Origin of the sequence: Pseudomonas fluorescens (assembly GCF_019212185.1) — a bacterium.
Taxonomy (GTDB): Bacteria; Pseudomonadota; Gammaproteobacteria; order Pseudomonadales; family Pseudomonadaceae; genus Aquipseudomonas.
This window is the reverse complement of sequence record NZ_CP078138.1, coordinates 3,064,178-3,078,082: the sequence shown is the minus strand read 5'-3', so window position 1 is coordinate 3,078,082 and position 13,905 is coordinate 3,064,178. Positions and strand designations below refer to the sequence as shown.

The window sequence follows — 13,905 nt, the reverse complement described above, 5'->3', positions numbered from 1 at the left end:
CCCGACCGGGGCTTGCGCCTTTTCCACGTCAGGCAATCAGCCTTGGCGACAGCCAGGGAAAATGCTGGGTATTCGGATTGGGCGCGCTGCTGCCATTCCAGGTCTGGCCGTTGTCGTAACTGACGTAAGCTTTGACGACCAGATTTGTGTTGAGCCTGATTTTCTGCAGAAATGCCTTTGTTACCAACGCCTGCCCCTTGATGATTCCGGTCGAGACTTGTCCAGCGGTGACCACGTGCCGATCCAATACCATCTGATTGATGAGGTCTCCGGTGGCGTCTTCCCGACCCTCGACCCTGATGATCAGCTGTTGACCTGCCGCGATAAACGGCCACGCGATCATAGTGATGCTGGCGCCCTCGGATGGCACCAAGGCCATGCTCAAAGGTGAGCCCTCTGCACACTGAGGAGCTGCAAGCCTGTCTCTTGGATACTGACTGACCGTCAGGGTGAACGCGGCCGACTCGTGCAACTCGCCTTTTTTATCCTTGAACTGATAAACCACCGGCACCACTTTGCCGAAATGTGGGGCCATGTAAGCTTTGGGAATTTGATACTCCCAGACACCTTCCTCGATCGGATCGGCGAGGTAATACCCCAACTCTCCTTCTTTGCCCCAGCGTACCTGAGGCACTTCATCGGGATAGATGACCGACGCCGGGTTAAGAATCACCTTGACGCCATTGACCGCATTGACGGGGTTCAACGTGCCACTGCTCGGCCAGCCTGTAGCGCCAGTTTCAACCACTTTCGGTGGCGGTAAATTTCGGGGGATGGGTTGTGCCTTGACAAACAACGGTTGGACTGCAGATTGCCCATTCGGAGGGTTGCCTGCCCGATCCGCCACCGTGTACCAGATGAAACGATCGCCATCCTGCTGAAGACGGATCCAGTCGCCGTCAACATAAAAGGATAAGGGCTTGTCCAAGTCCAGTGCGGTCAGTTCCCAGGTCCCGCCTTTCGTCGTTCCGGAGGCGCTCCGATCCCAATACCAAGTGATGATGTCACCCACTTCAGGTTTGTCGTAACGGGGAATTTCTACCCATACCTTGTCTTCGTCTTCAAGGTAATACGCCGTTAACTCATTGGGCGGGATAACTTCGGAAGGGAGAATCGGTGTGCTGGCAGTCGCCAGTACAGGCGCGCGGGTGTCGAGCGTGATCGTCAGATCAAAGGATTGGTTTTCTGCGCCGTTGTAGATCGTTGTCTTGTAGTGAAGTCGATGCTCCCCATCATTCTTGCGCAACCAATCGCTCGACAACAACAGATAACGATCGGAATCAGTAATCGGTGCATTCCAATACCGGGTCGTTATCGCGACGTCTTGACCGTCAACGAACAGTTCAACCTTTTCCTCGGCCATGGCCGGATCGGAATACTGAGGGACAGTGAACCAGACCTTCAGGTCGGCACGAGTCGCCGCCTCCGGTAACAAGCCGGGCTGGCCAGATGGAACATCAGGCAGCAACTCTTTCACCTCAGGCTTGGGTGCCGTGGGGTTAAAAGAGCGCGGCGTATCGTTGAGCGTGACCATGAACAAGACTCCTCGGATAAAGCCTGAAGGAGACCGCGCATGTGTCCCACTCAAGCGACAAAAGAACGTTGAACCGGTGACAGGCCCATCGTCCATGACGGGCAGCAGCACGTGATGCAATTACCAGCTGTAACGCACACCCACGTTGGCACCCCATGGCTGTTCGATCTTGTCGCCGTTGCTGTAATCGAAGTCAGCATGAATCGCTACACGGTCCGTCACTTTCATGGCAATACCCGCCCCCAGCTCACCGCGGGATCCGGAAAGATCGGAGTTGAAGCGATTGGTGTTGACCTCGACGTCGCTGTCTGTGGCGAATTCATGGACATAGGCCGTGCGCAGATACGGCTGCACGACTTTTCCTTCACCCAATACAAAGTTACGTCCCACCGTTGCACCAACTTTACCCAGCAACGAATGCACCCGGTCACCTTTGGCGGAAAGGCCGTTATCCAGGGTGTAACTTGCTCCATCGATACTCACCGCGTTCATCTGCGCGAAGGGCTCGACAAAGTAATCGTTCGCCAGCTTGATATGCCGACCAAACTCCAGTGACGCTCCGATACCGTTGGTGTCGTAGTCGCCCTTGGCTTTTTTGCCGTCACTGAGTCGCACGTCAGACTCGTTCTGGAAGCGGTTGTACTTCAGGACACCATCGAAGTAGTAGCCACTTTGTGCATCGAGCCAGGTGGTGTATAGGCCCAGGGAGTAGCTGTCGACTTCGCCCGTGGTGCCCCGGCTGAGGTCCAGGTCAGACTTGCTGTAGCCGCCCAGCACACCGAACAACCATTGCCCATCCCCCACCGGCAGCGGCGCGTCGGCGCCGAACGACAGGCCTTGCTGGGTTTGTTTGTAGGCCACGCCGGAGCTTTCGCTGACGTTGTACTTGTTGCCATAGGCCCTGATCCAGCCGCCGGCCTTGCCTTGATCCATGCGCACTTCGCCCATGCGAGTGCGCAAGGTGCTGAGTTCGCCGTACCAGACCGTGGTCGAGGCATCAAACAGGGCCATGACCGATTGCGTGCCCGGGCTGATGACGCGGCTGGCGGAATTGAGCACCCAGTCGTTGTCGCCCTGCTTGATCAGGTCGTAGGAAAAGGCACCGAGGTCCACGGCACCGTCCTTGAGGGCGAAGGTTGCGTCGCCCGAACCGATATGGACCACCGAGGTCGACCCCGCACCCACCGGCTCTGTGCCCTGGCTATCGAGCGCGATCACATGGTTGCCGCTGGCATTGCCCGTGACGGTCAAGGTGTCGACCTGGCCCGTGGTGAAGTCGTTGTGCATATGGAACGTACCGCCCTCGCCCGAGAGCGTTTCCACCGACAGGTTGAAATACTGGCCCGGATTACCGAACTGCACGCCGCCGCCGTTCAACGTCAGGTTCTGCACCTGACCGTCACCGACCATCACCCAGCGGGCCTCATTGCTGATCGACAGGTTCTGCACATTTTCCAGGCGCCCGGTCAACGTCGCGGAGTGGTCAAGGGCGACATTGGCGCTGGCGCCATCGGCCACAATCACGTCGCCCACCAGATGACTGTTATCAACATTGAAATTGGCCGATGAGCCGTTGATAACCTCTAATAGAGTGCCGTTGCCGCCCTTGAGCGTAGAACCGTTGTTGACCTGAATATTGACCTGTTCGGTGTTGGTCTGGGTCTGGCCATCGACCACGATGGCCGAACCGGTGATGCCTTCGACATGGGACTTGTCGAGCACCAGGGCATTGTCGGCCGGCAGTGCCTGGTCGGCGAACAGGAAGATACCGTTCAGCCCGCCGGTAATGCTGCTTTCGGTGGCTGAAATACTGCCGCCGAAACTCCGAACCCCGACGCCGTCGGCATTACTGCCGGTCACCCTGGACTGGTTCTCAAGGATCAATTGGCTTTGTGCGCTGACACTGGCCCCCACTGCGCCACCCGTAATCTGGCTATCATTGACGGTCGCTTTCGAGCCTCCAAGCGGCGTATGGGCCAGACGCAAGCCCGTGGTGGTGCTCACCACGGTGCTCTTGTTGCTGATCGTTGCTTCACTGGCGGACAGATCGACGCCATTGGCGCTCCCCAACGCAGTAACCTGGGTGTTATTGAGCTGCAGGCTCGACCCCGTTTGCGCACGAATCTGCGCGGTTCTGGCACCGTTGGCCGTCAGGCTGCCCGCGTTTCGTACCTGGTAGTCCTCTTTCGCTGGAGCAGTGGCGTCGATAGTCAATGCCCTGTTATCAACTACTTGTGCCAGAACGCATGGGCTGATCAACAGCAGTGGCGTGAGCGTCGCGAGTTTGAGCAGACGCGCTAGAGGGGTCATGGCGAAGGTCGGATCTGTAGGCATTTAGAGCTCCTGGATTGAAAGCATGAACGTGCGACCCATTGCGGCAAAAGTGCTTTTCCTACCGCAAGGAGTCGCAAAAGGCGCCGATCCTAAGTTTTATTTTGCGGGGTGGATGTAGGACTAATCCTTTCCTTAAAAAGAATTCGCCTGACAACGAGGCAGGAAGTAACACTTCCTACCTCTCAGCCAATGGGCCACCCACCAGGAACCTGGGTAAGTAACCCCACATTCCCGGTCGACAATGCACTAGGGCCTTGGAATGGGGCACGAGGCAGAGCCATCATGAAAGGCCGTCAAGCGAGTGAGGGACTCCGAAGGCACGTCCTCGCTTCCATCATTGAAGAAGTACTGGATTTTCATCCGCCCTCTTCGGTTGGTCGCTGAGGTTTCGTCGTAGAGCGGCTTGATATGGTCATCGTAAGGTGTCACCAGAAATTCGAAACCGGTGATGTTGCCCGCTACGAGTTCGAACTCTTCGTCATACTCCGCTCCGCTAATGGGGTCTTCAGGACCGTCCTCACCTTTCATGGGCGTGAACACCGCACGGATTTTGTCGCCAACCTTAAGCAGCGCGCTGAGGTCCGGTATCTTGACCCGCAAGTCGCCATTGGGCTCAAGCGAATTACAGTTGGGAAAACTGCCTGTGACGGAAGGGAAACTCGCAGGGGGCAGCTCTACGGCGATCGCATTGACATCGACCTCGGTAATCTCCGAAAACAGATCATTTTCCAGACCGGGCGCGGAGATTGAATAGCCCACGGGGATTGTCAGACTGTTCCCCCCTGCCTTGATGTACTCCCAGGGCACTTCGACCGTCACCTCGTCACCGGGTGCATGACCAGGACCACCTGGCGCCGCCGTATCGTCGAAGGTGAGCTGAGCTTCGACGATGCGTTGACCATTCCAGTAGAAGTCGACGACATGGCCATTGATCGCCTCTTTGTACCATTCGAAGGTAAAAAACGCCTTCTGGTTCTTGTCGTCGCGCTCCAGTTTATTGATCTTGGTTTTGTCGTGATTTTGCACCTCACCTTTCAGCAGTTCCGGGTGGGACGGGATTGGCCAATCCTCCTCGGGCGGCCAGGGCAGCCAGGGAATGGCTACCTCGAAGTTGACTTTGATTGTCGCGTTTGCCGGACCAAATGGCCGTCCTTTGCGAAACACCCGGTAGCTGACGGCCGTATCTTTCTCACCCTTCGTACTTTGCCCGTACTCCGTGAGCATAATCCGCGTAGGCGCTACCGGAATTTCAATCTTCGGATTGGCATTGATGGGAATCACAAAATCTTTCCAGACCTCGGTGCTGCCCCATGTCAGTTCGACCACATCACCGGACTTGAAGGCTGGATTGCGGTTGATCCAGACGCTGACCCCATCCAGGGCATGCTCGACCAACAGCGGACCGGGATCGGCCTGTGGTACTTCAGGCGGATCCAGTGGGGTTGGCAACGGACCGAGGGTCATACTGACATTCGTCCACAGCGAGACCACACTGTCGTTAAGCGATTTATCTCTGATCACATAAAGAAAAACCCCCTCCAGGTCGCCTAGCGCGCGAACCTTGTCAGCATCGACCTGCACCACTGCACCCGTTGTCCCCGGGTCGGAAATGGCGCCGAAATGCAAAGGCGTCACCAGGCTGAGATCAGGTGGGATGTTGTTGGCATCCACCAGGTAAATGGCGACCACATCACCTGCTTTCCAGTCGTACTTGGGGGTACCACCTGAGTAGCCAGGAGGAATAGTCAGCGTGAGCTGACCGCCGACGGGAAGGTTGCTGTCATCCAGTAAATCGCTATCCAGCGTCAATGCCGCTGGTGGCTCGCCGTTATAGGGCTTCACGTGGTCGCAGAGGAACTCCTGGGGAGTGCTCTCGTCCTCCGAATCGTTGTAGTAGTCAATTCGGTATTTGAGCGCACAGTTCGCGTCCCGAGGCAAATCGCCGATCCGGATGTCCATCGCATAGGGGAAAACTTCGTCAAAGTCAGGCTTTCCCGACTGCCTGGTAAAGGTGTGCGTGCCGACTTCGACAAATCCCGCACCATCGTCCTTATCCAACAACAGTGTCACGACGTCCGAGAAAGTTGGTGCAGGTATGCCTGTCCACCGGGGCACTTTCACTGTCAGCTTCTGATTGGCCACGAGCCTCGGACCGTTCAGGATCTTCTTTGTCGCAGAGTCAACAAAGTCAGCGGCATCCAGCTCGAGCGGTTTCTCGGCAAGACTGGCGCGATAGTCGCTGCGCATTTTCAGATAGGCACTGCTGGACGCCTCTCGTTCACGGTTACTCGCCATTTGCATAATCTCCGATCACACCCATTAAGCCATGGGTGATGCCATGGCCATTGAAGTCACTGGGCAGCCTGGCCGGAGAACAACGATTTCATCAGCCGGTGACCCATCTGTCTCTGGAGACATTTAGCACCGGCGCAAATGCGAGCGAAACTGTCAAAGTTGACAGGTGGCTACTTATACAGTCCTTACCAATCGGCTCGAAAACAGCAGGGATGTTGAGGCATCCGACGCGGTTGGATCAGCCCCACGTGGTTGTCGATTCAGCGCCTGGACACCTGCCAGACCCGCGCGAGGTCGCTTGCACGTTCTCGCAGCAAGCGCGGCGCCTGGGCACAGGCCTGTTCCAGGGTCATAGGTCCATTTGCCAGGGCAAATGCCGCATTAATGCCATGTTCATACAATGCCTGATAGCCCTCACCCAACGTGCCAGCGAGGACGATTACCGGCACACCCTGCCGCCGGGCGACCTGCGCCACACCAAAGGGCGTTTTGCCGCGCAGGGTCTGGGCATCGAAGCGACCTTCGCCGGTGATCACCAGGTCGGCACCCACAACGGCGTCGGCCAGGCCCACCAGTTCGCCCACCACTTCGACCCCGGCCCGGAACTGCGCACCGAGGAACGCCTTGGCAGCAAACCCCAGCCCCCCCGCCGCGCCGCTCCCCGGCTCGTCGCGCAGGTCCTTGCCGAGGGCTTGTGCGGTGTGATCGGCGAAGTGGCCCAGGGCGCGATCCAGTTGCTCGACCTGCTGCGCCGAAGCGCCTTTCTGCGGGCCGAAAATCGCCGAGGCGCCGTGGGGGCCGCAGAGTGGATTGTTGACGTCGGCGGCGATCTCGAAACGGACCTCGGTCAGGCGTGGATCGAGGTCGCTGAGGTCGATTCGCGCCAGGTCTTGCAGGGCCAGGCCACCACGCTGCAGTGGTTGGTCCTGGGCATCAAACAGCCCGACACCCAAAGCCTGCATCGCCCCCGCGCCGCCGTCATTGGTGGCGCTGCCGCCGATGGCGAGGATCACCCGTTGCGCACCGGCGTCCAGCGCCGCGTGGATCAATTGCCCGGTGCCGTAGGTGCTGCTGATGCAGGCATCACGTTGCGCCAGTGGCACCAATTGCAGGCCGCTGGCTTCGGCCATTTCGATGATTGCCGTGTGGCTTTCCGGCAGCCAGCCCCACGCGGCCGTGACGGCGCTGCCCAGCGGCCCACTCACCTGAGTGTGGCGCAATTCGCCCTTGCAAGCCGCCAGCACTGCTTCAACCGTCCCTTCCCCACCATCGGCCATCGGGCATTTGACCAACTGCGCCTGTGGCCAGACCTCTCCCAGCCCTTCGGCGATGGCATCGGCCACGGCTTGGGCACTCAGGCTGTCCTTGAACGAGTCGGGGGCGATGACGATCTTCATGGGCTTTCTCCGGTTGTTATGCCGAACATCCTGCCAGTTGCCCTGCCAGCTGACGCCGGTCGGCTGCACAAGTGTCGAGTGGGTTTATTGTTCATTTTTACAAAATCCGGGGATGACATTGACCTCTGGCATCCCCTTGCCGGAACTGGCTTGCCCGCGAAAACAATCCAAGCCGTGCATCACCAAAACCAACGCTTTCACCGGCAAGCCAGTTCCTACAAGGGTTACAGCGGTGATTCTGGCTCTGGCAACAACTGCACTCCCAGGTACAACGCCAGCATCCCGTCAAGGCGCAGCGGGTCGACGCCGCTGAGTTCGGCGATGCGCTCCATGCGATAGCGCAGGCTGTTGCGGTGAATACCCAGGGCATCGGCACAGGCCTGGCTCTGGCCGTCGTGTTCGCACCAACTGCGCAGGGTCGCGAGTAACTGGCCGTTGCTGTCTTTGGCCAGAACCTTGCGCAATGGGTTGAGCAATTCGTCGAGGGCATCGTCGTTGCGATGCCGCCAGAGCATCACCGGCAGTCGATAGCGATTGAGGGTCAGCAGGCGCGAGCGCGGCAGCACGTCGCGACCGTAGGCCAGCAAGTCGCCGACTCGCCGGTAACAACGACGCAAGCCCGCCAGCCCATCGGCCTGACCGCCGACCGCGACACGCAGGATCTTCCAACCGAGGCCGTCGAGTTTTTCCAGCAGGCGCGGGTTGTCCACGCTGTGGCTGGTGGGGCGGCACCACAACAGTGAGGTCTTCGATGAACTCACGCACCAGCTGTCGGGGTAGCGCGAAATCAGCCAGGCACTCAGCGCCTCTGCGGTCTGGCCATTGCCGTGCTCTATGCCCAGTTCGAACAGGTACGGGGTACGCGCAAGGTGCGGTTTGAGGCCCATCTGCTGCGCTTCGTCAATCAAGCGCGGCGACTCCCCTGCATCACTGAGCAGCAGTGCCAGCAGGTCATCGCAACGCTGGCGGCGCCACTGCTGTTCGGCTTGCTGGTTGCGCTGGCCCACCAGCATTTCGGCGGTCATGCGCACCAGTTCGGCATAGGTGCGCAGCTGCTCCGGATCGCCGGTAATACCCAGAACGCCGATCAGTCGCTGATCGAGCAACAGCGGCAGATTAATCCCCGGCTGAACACCCTTGAGATGGGCGGCGGTGGGCACGTCGATCTCCACCACGCGGCTGTTGGCCAGCACCAGTTGCGCGCCTTCGTGGCGAGTGTTGACCCGCTCCGGCTCGCCACTGCCAAGGATCAACCCCTGGCTGTCCATGACATTGACGTTGTAGGGCAGAATGGCCATCGCCCGGTCGACGATATCCTGGGCCAGGTCGTGATCTAGTTCGAACATGGGGTGTATTCCTGGAAAACCTGGGTAATGGATTGTTCACCCGCACAGGCGGTTGGCATTATCGCTGTGCTCCGGCACAAAGACTTCCGCCATGGGCTGACCGAAACTCTTCTGGCGGTCACGTTACCCGCGCGCCGCAAAAAATCATAATAAAGAGAGACCCGCCATGTCACACAGCGCCGCTGCCACCCTGGCCACCGACGACGATAAAAACGCCGTCTACAAGCGCGTCACCCTGCGCCTGATCCCCTTCATATTCATCTGCTACCTGTTCAACTACCTCGACCGAGTGAACGTTGGCTTTGCCAAGTTGCAGATGCTCGATGCACTGAAATTCAGCGAAACCGTGTACGGCCTCGGGGCCGGGATTTTCTTTATCGGCTACGTGTTGTGTGGCGTTCCGAGCAACCTGGCGCTGACCCGCTTCGGTCCGCGGCGCTGGATCGCGCTGATGATGATCACTTGGGGCACGCTGTCCACCTGCCTGCTGTTTGTCACCACGCCCACCGGTTTCTACACCCTGCGCTTGTTCACCGGTGCCGCCGAAGCCGGGTTCTTCCCCGGTGTGGTGCTGTACCTCTCGCAGTGGTTTCCGTCGTTCCGCCGCGGTCGGATCATGGCCCTGTTCATGTCGGCGATCCCGGTTTCGGGTCTGCTCGGCAGCCCGATTTCCGGCTGGATCCTCAACCACTTCGCCGCCGGCCAGGGCGGCCTCGCGGGCTGGCAGTGGATGTTCCTGCTGCAAGGCATTCCGACGGTGATCCTCGGCGCGCTGGCGTACTTCCTGCTCAGCGACAATTTCGACAGCGCCAAATGGCTCAAGCCCCACGAGCGTGCGGTACTCGAAGCCGACCAGGCGATTGATCGCGCCAACAAGCCGAAGACGGCCACCGACTCGCTGCTGGCGGTGTTCAAGAATCCGGCGATCTGGGCATTCGGCCTGATCTATTTCTGCATCCAGAGCGGGGTCTACGCGATCAACTTCTGGCTGCCGTCGATCATCAAGAACCTGGGTTTCTCCGACAACCTGGTGATCGGCTGGCTGAGTGCAATTCCGTACCTGCTGGCGGCGGTGTTCATGGTGCTGGTGGGACGCTCCGCCGACCTGCGCCAGGAGCGTCGCTGGCATTTGGTGGTGCCGATGCTGATGGGTGCGCTGGGGCTGCTGATCGCGGTGAACTTCGCCGGCAACCCGGCCATCGCCATCCTCGGCCTGACCATCGCCACCATGGGCGCCCTCACCGGTCTGCCGATGTTCTGGCCGGTGCCGACCGCCCTGCTCAGCGCCGGTGCCGCCGCCGGTGGCCTGGCGCTGATCAACTCCATGGGGCAGATGGCCGGCTTCCTCAGCCCGTACCTGGTGGGTTTCGTCAAGGACGCCAGCGGCTCCACCGATGCCGCACTGTATGTGCTGGCGGCGGTGATTGTCGGCGGTAGCTTGCTGGCGTTGCGCATGACTCGGACATTGCGCGTCTGAGCTGCACATTCCTCACTGATTCACCCTGTGGCTTGCCAACTTCCAACTGTGGGAGCTGGCTTGCCAGCGATGCGCCAGTTCAGTCACAGAGGTGGTGACTGACACACCGCTATCGCTAGCAGGATCGCCCCTACAGGGGGGGGACGTGACGGACAGAATATTTGATCCCTCAATTGCAGTTGCCCACACCGCCCCTTCTGGTATCTGATTGAGCCTTTCCCTCCGGCAAAAGGAATTCGTCATGAGCTACCGCACACTGGGTCGTTCCGGCTTGCAGGTGTCCACCCTGACCCTGGGCAGCATGATGTTCGGTGAGCAGACCAGCACCGAAGATTCGCTGCGGATCATCGACAAGGCCTGGGACCAGGGCGTCAATTTCATCGACACCGCCGACGTCTATACCCATGGCCGCTCCGAAGAGATTGTCGGCGAGGCCATCGCCGGCAATCGCCATGAGTGGGTGCTGGCCTCGAAAGTCGGCTTCGGCCCGGTGGACGGCGTACCCAATCGCGCCGGCCTTAACCGCAAGCACATCTTCAACGCGATCGATGCCAGCCTGACCCGTCTGGATACCGATTACCTGGACATCTATTACCTGCACCGCGAGGACCACAACACCCCGTTGGAGGTCACGGTCGCAGCCATCGGTGAGCTGATTCGCCAAGGCAAGATCCGCTATTGGGGCCTGTCCAATTATCGCGGCTGGCGCATCAGTGAAGTGATTCGGGTGGCCGAGCGCCTCGGTGTGGACCAGCCGGTGATCAGCCAGCCGCTGTACAACATCGTCAACCGCCAGGCCGAATCCGAACAGATCACCGCCGCCCATGCCTATGGCCTCGGTGTGGTGCCCTACAGCCCGCTGGCCCGTGGTGTGCTCAGCGGCAAGTACGCCCCCGATATCGCCCCGGATGCCAACAGCCGCGCCGGGCGCCAGGACAAGCGCATCCTTGAAACCGAATGGCGCACCGAGTCCCTGCGCATCGCCCAACAGTTGCAGCACTACACCCAACAACGTGGGGTCGGCCTGGTGGAGTTCGCGATTGCCTGGGTACTGAACAACGCGGCGGTGACTTCGGCCATCGTCGGACCACGCACCGAAGCGCACTGGGACACTTACATCAAGGCGCGAGAAGTGAAGATCAGTGCCGAGGACGAAGCCTTCGTCGATTCACTGGTCACGCCGGGGCATGCCTCGACGCCGGGTTTCAACGACGTCAGCCATTTTGTCTCCGGGCGGATGGCCCGCTGAGGCGCTATCGCCTATGCTTGGCGCCTCCAGTAACCTCTCCCCGGCTGTCGCGAGGACCGCGTGTCTAAAGGTATTGCTCTATCGGTGTTTGCGTCGGTGCTGTTCGCCGTCATGTATTTCTACACATCGCTGTTGACGCCGCTCGATGGCGAGGAAATCTTCGGCTGGCGCATGCTCCTGACGATGCCGTGCATGTCCCTGTTCATGCTGGTGTCCGGCGAATGGAAACGGGTGGTCGATCCACTGCGCCGGGTGGTCGCCAAGCCACTGTTGCTGGTGGGCCTGATGCTGTCGTCGGCGCTGCTCGGCGCGCAGCTCTGGCTATTTATGTGGGCGCCGCTCAACGGGTATAGCCTGGATGTGTCACTGGGGTATTTCCTGCTGCCGCTGACCATGATCCTGACCGGGCGCATGGTCTATGGTGAGCATCTGTCCTATCTGCAGAAAGTCGCCGCTTGCCTGGCGACTTTAGGCGTGATCAACGAGTTGTACCAGGTGGGCAGTTTTTCCTGGGCGACCCTGGTGGTTGCCTTGGGTTACCCGGCCTATTTCGTGCTGCGTCGACGCCTGGCAACCGACAACCTTGGCGGCCTGTGGCTGGACATGACACTGCTGCTGCCGGTGGCATTCTGGATGGTACACAGCGGGGAGCAAGGCTTCGGCGTGTTCGAGCAATACCCATGGTTGTCACTGTTGATCCCTGTGCTGGGCCTGATCAGTGCGTCGGCGCTGGTGGTCTACATCATCGCCAGCCGCCTGCTGCCATTCAGCCTGTTCGGGCTGCTCAGCTATGTCGAACCGGTGTTGCTGCTGGGGGTGGCCCTGTTGCTGGGTGAGAGCATTAAGGCCGAGGAATGGCTGACCTACCTGCCGATCTGGCTGGCGGTATTGGTGCTGGTGTTCGAGGGCGCCAAGCATCTGGCGCGGCAGCGCAGGGCTGTGTAGGACCAACTGTAGAAGCTGGCTTATGTAGGAGCTGGCTTGCCAGCGAACCATCCGCATCGGTGCGGCAGGCATACCGCCTTCGCCGGCAAGCCGGCTCCTACACCACCTCGTGTTACTCGGTCGTCAACACCCCACGACGCACCTGATCCCGCTCGATCGACTCGAACAGCGCCTTGAAGTTGCCTTCGCCGAAGCCATCATCGCCTTTGCGCTGGATGAATTCGAAGAACACCGGGCCCATCAGGGTTTCCGAGAAGATCTGTAGCAGCAGGCGCTTGTCGCCGGCCTCGGAGGAACCGTCGAGCAGAATGCCGCGGGCCTGCAGTTCACCCACCGGCTCGCCATGGTTCGGCAGGCGACCTTCGAGCATTTCGTAGTAGGTCTCCGGCGGCGCGGTCATGAAGCGCATGCCGATGCTTTTCAGATGGTCCCAGGTCTTGACCAGGTCATCGGACAGGAACGCCACGTGCTGGATGCCTTCGCCGTTGAACTGCATCAGGAACTCTTCGATCTGCCCGGCGCCCTTGGACGACTCTTCGTTCAACGGGATGCGAATCATGCCGTCCGGCGCAGTCATGGCCTTGGAGGTCAGGCCGGTGTACTCGCCCTTGATGTCGAAGTAACGGATCTCGCGGAAGTTGAACAGCTTCTCGTAGAAGTTCGCCCAATAAGCCATGCGACCGCGATAGACGTTGTGGGTCAGGTGGTCGATGATTTTCAGGCCGGCACCCACAGGATTGCGATCCACGCCTTCGATGAACACGAAGTCGATGTCATAGATCGAGCTGCCCTCGCCAAAACGGTCGATCAGGTACAGCGGCGCACCGCCGATGCCCTTGATGGCCGGCAGATTCAGTTCCATCGGGCCGGTCTCGATATGGATCGGCTGGGCGCCGAGTTCCAGCGCGCGGTTGTAGGCCTTTTGCGAGTCCTTGACGCGGAACGCCATGCCACACACGGACGGACCGTGTTCGGCGGCAAAGTACGAGGCGACGCTGTGGGGTTCGTTGTTGAGGATCAGGTTGATCGCGCCCTGGCGATACAGGTGCACGTTCTTCGAACGGTGGGTCGCGACCTTGGTGAAGCCCATGATCTCGAAGATCGGCTCCAGGGTGTTCGGGGTTGGCGATGCGAATTCGATGAACTCGAAGCCCATCAGGCCCATTGGGTTTTCGTATAAATCTGCCATGGTTGAAGCCTCATCATGCTGTTGTAATTAACGATTCGTCAGTAACAGGCAATGCTGAGGACAGCCGGTGGCGCGCAGGAGATTCCCCGCACACTGCGGGCAAGAAAATCACCGTAGATCAATTGGAACCCAAATATCT

Annotated in this window: 9 protein-coding genes; 3 read left to right on the top strand and 6 right to left on the bottom strand. The window is 59.6% G+C overall.

The genetic code is table 11. The features are described from left to right. Positions 1-28 precede the first annotated feature (28 nt). The 5 genes from KW062_RS13960 to KW062_RS13940 all read right to left on the bottom strand — a co-directional run bounded on the left by KW062_RS13960 (position 29) and on the right by KW062_RS13940 (position 8,906). Entirely contained in the window at positions 29-1,534 is a 1,506-nt protein-coding gene (locus KW062_RS13960; protein ID WP_105755827.1) for a hypothetical protein, read from the bottom strand. Between the two features lie 120 nt (positions 1,535-1,654). Next, positions 1,655-3,868, bottom strand: a complete 2,214-nt coding sequence (locus tag KW062_RS13955; protein ID WP_105755826.1) for an autotransporter outer membrane beta-barrel domain-containing protein — start codon at positions 3,866-3,868, stop codon at positions 1,655-1,657. A 246-nt stretch (positions 3,869-4,114) separates the two neighbouring features. Beyond that, a complete protein-coding gene (locus KW062_RS13950; RefSeq protein WP_105755825.1) occupies positions 4,115-6,163 on the bottom strand; it encodes a hypothetical protein in 2,049 nt (682 codons plus the stop codon). Positions 6,164-6,423: 260 nt separating this feature from the next. Next, on the bottom strand, positions 6,424-7,560 hold the full coding sequence (locus tag KW062_RS13945; RefSeq protein ID WP_105755824.1) for a glycerate kinase: 1,137 nt from the start codon (positions 7,558-7,560) through the stop codon (positions 6,424-6,426). A 224-nt stretch (positions 7,561-7,784) separates the two neighbouring features. After that, complete coding sequence (locus KW062_RS13940; RefSeq protein ID WP_105755823.1) at positions 7,785-8,906, bottom strand: sugar diacid recognition domain-containing protein; 1,122 nt, start codon at positions 8,904-8,906, stop codon at positions 7,785-7,787. A gap of 166 nt (positions 8,907-9,072) precedes the next feature. Here KW062_RS13940 and KW062_RS13935 point away from each other — a divergent pair, with 166 nt between their 5' ends. The 3 genes from KW062_RS13935 (at position 9,073) to rarD (ending at position 12,577) form a co-directional block, all read left to right on the top strand. Continuing rightward, positions 9,073-10,383, top strand: coding sequence for an MFS transporter (locus tag KW062_RS13935; RefSeq protein ID WP_105755822.1), 1,311 nt, complete (start codon positions 9,073-9,075; stop codon positions 10,381-10,383). A 241-nt stretch (positions 10,384-10,624) separates the two neighbouring features. Further along, on the top strand, positions 10,625-11,632 hold the full coding sequence (locus tag KW062_RS13930) for an aldo/keto reductase (protein ID WP_105755821.1): 1,008 nt from the start codon (positions 10,625-10,627) through the stop codon (positions 11,630-11,632). A gap of 60 nt (positions 11,633-11,692) precedes the next feature. Next, positions 11,693-12,577 carry an EamA family transporter RarD gene (gene rarD / locus KW062_RS13925; protein WP_105755820.1) on the top strand — a complete coding sequence of 295 codons (885 nt, stop codon included), beginning with the start codon at positions 11,693-11,695 and terminating at the stop codon, positions 12,575-12,577. A gap of 112 nt (positions 12,578-12,689) precedes the next feature. Here the strand turns inward: rarD and hppD are convergent, their stop codons facing one another. Continuing rightward, entirely contained in the window at positions 12,690-13,766 is a 1,077-nt protein-coding gene (hppD, locus tag KW062_RS13920; RefSeq protein WP_027620729.1) for a 4-hydroxyphenylpyruvate dioxygenase, read from the bottom strand. Positions 13,767-13,905: the final 139 nt, after the last annotated feature.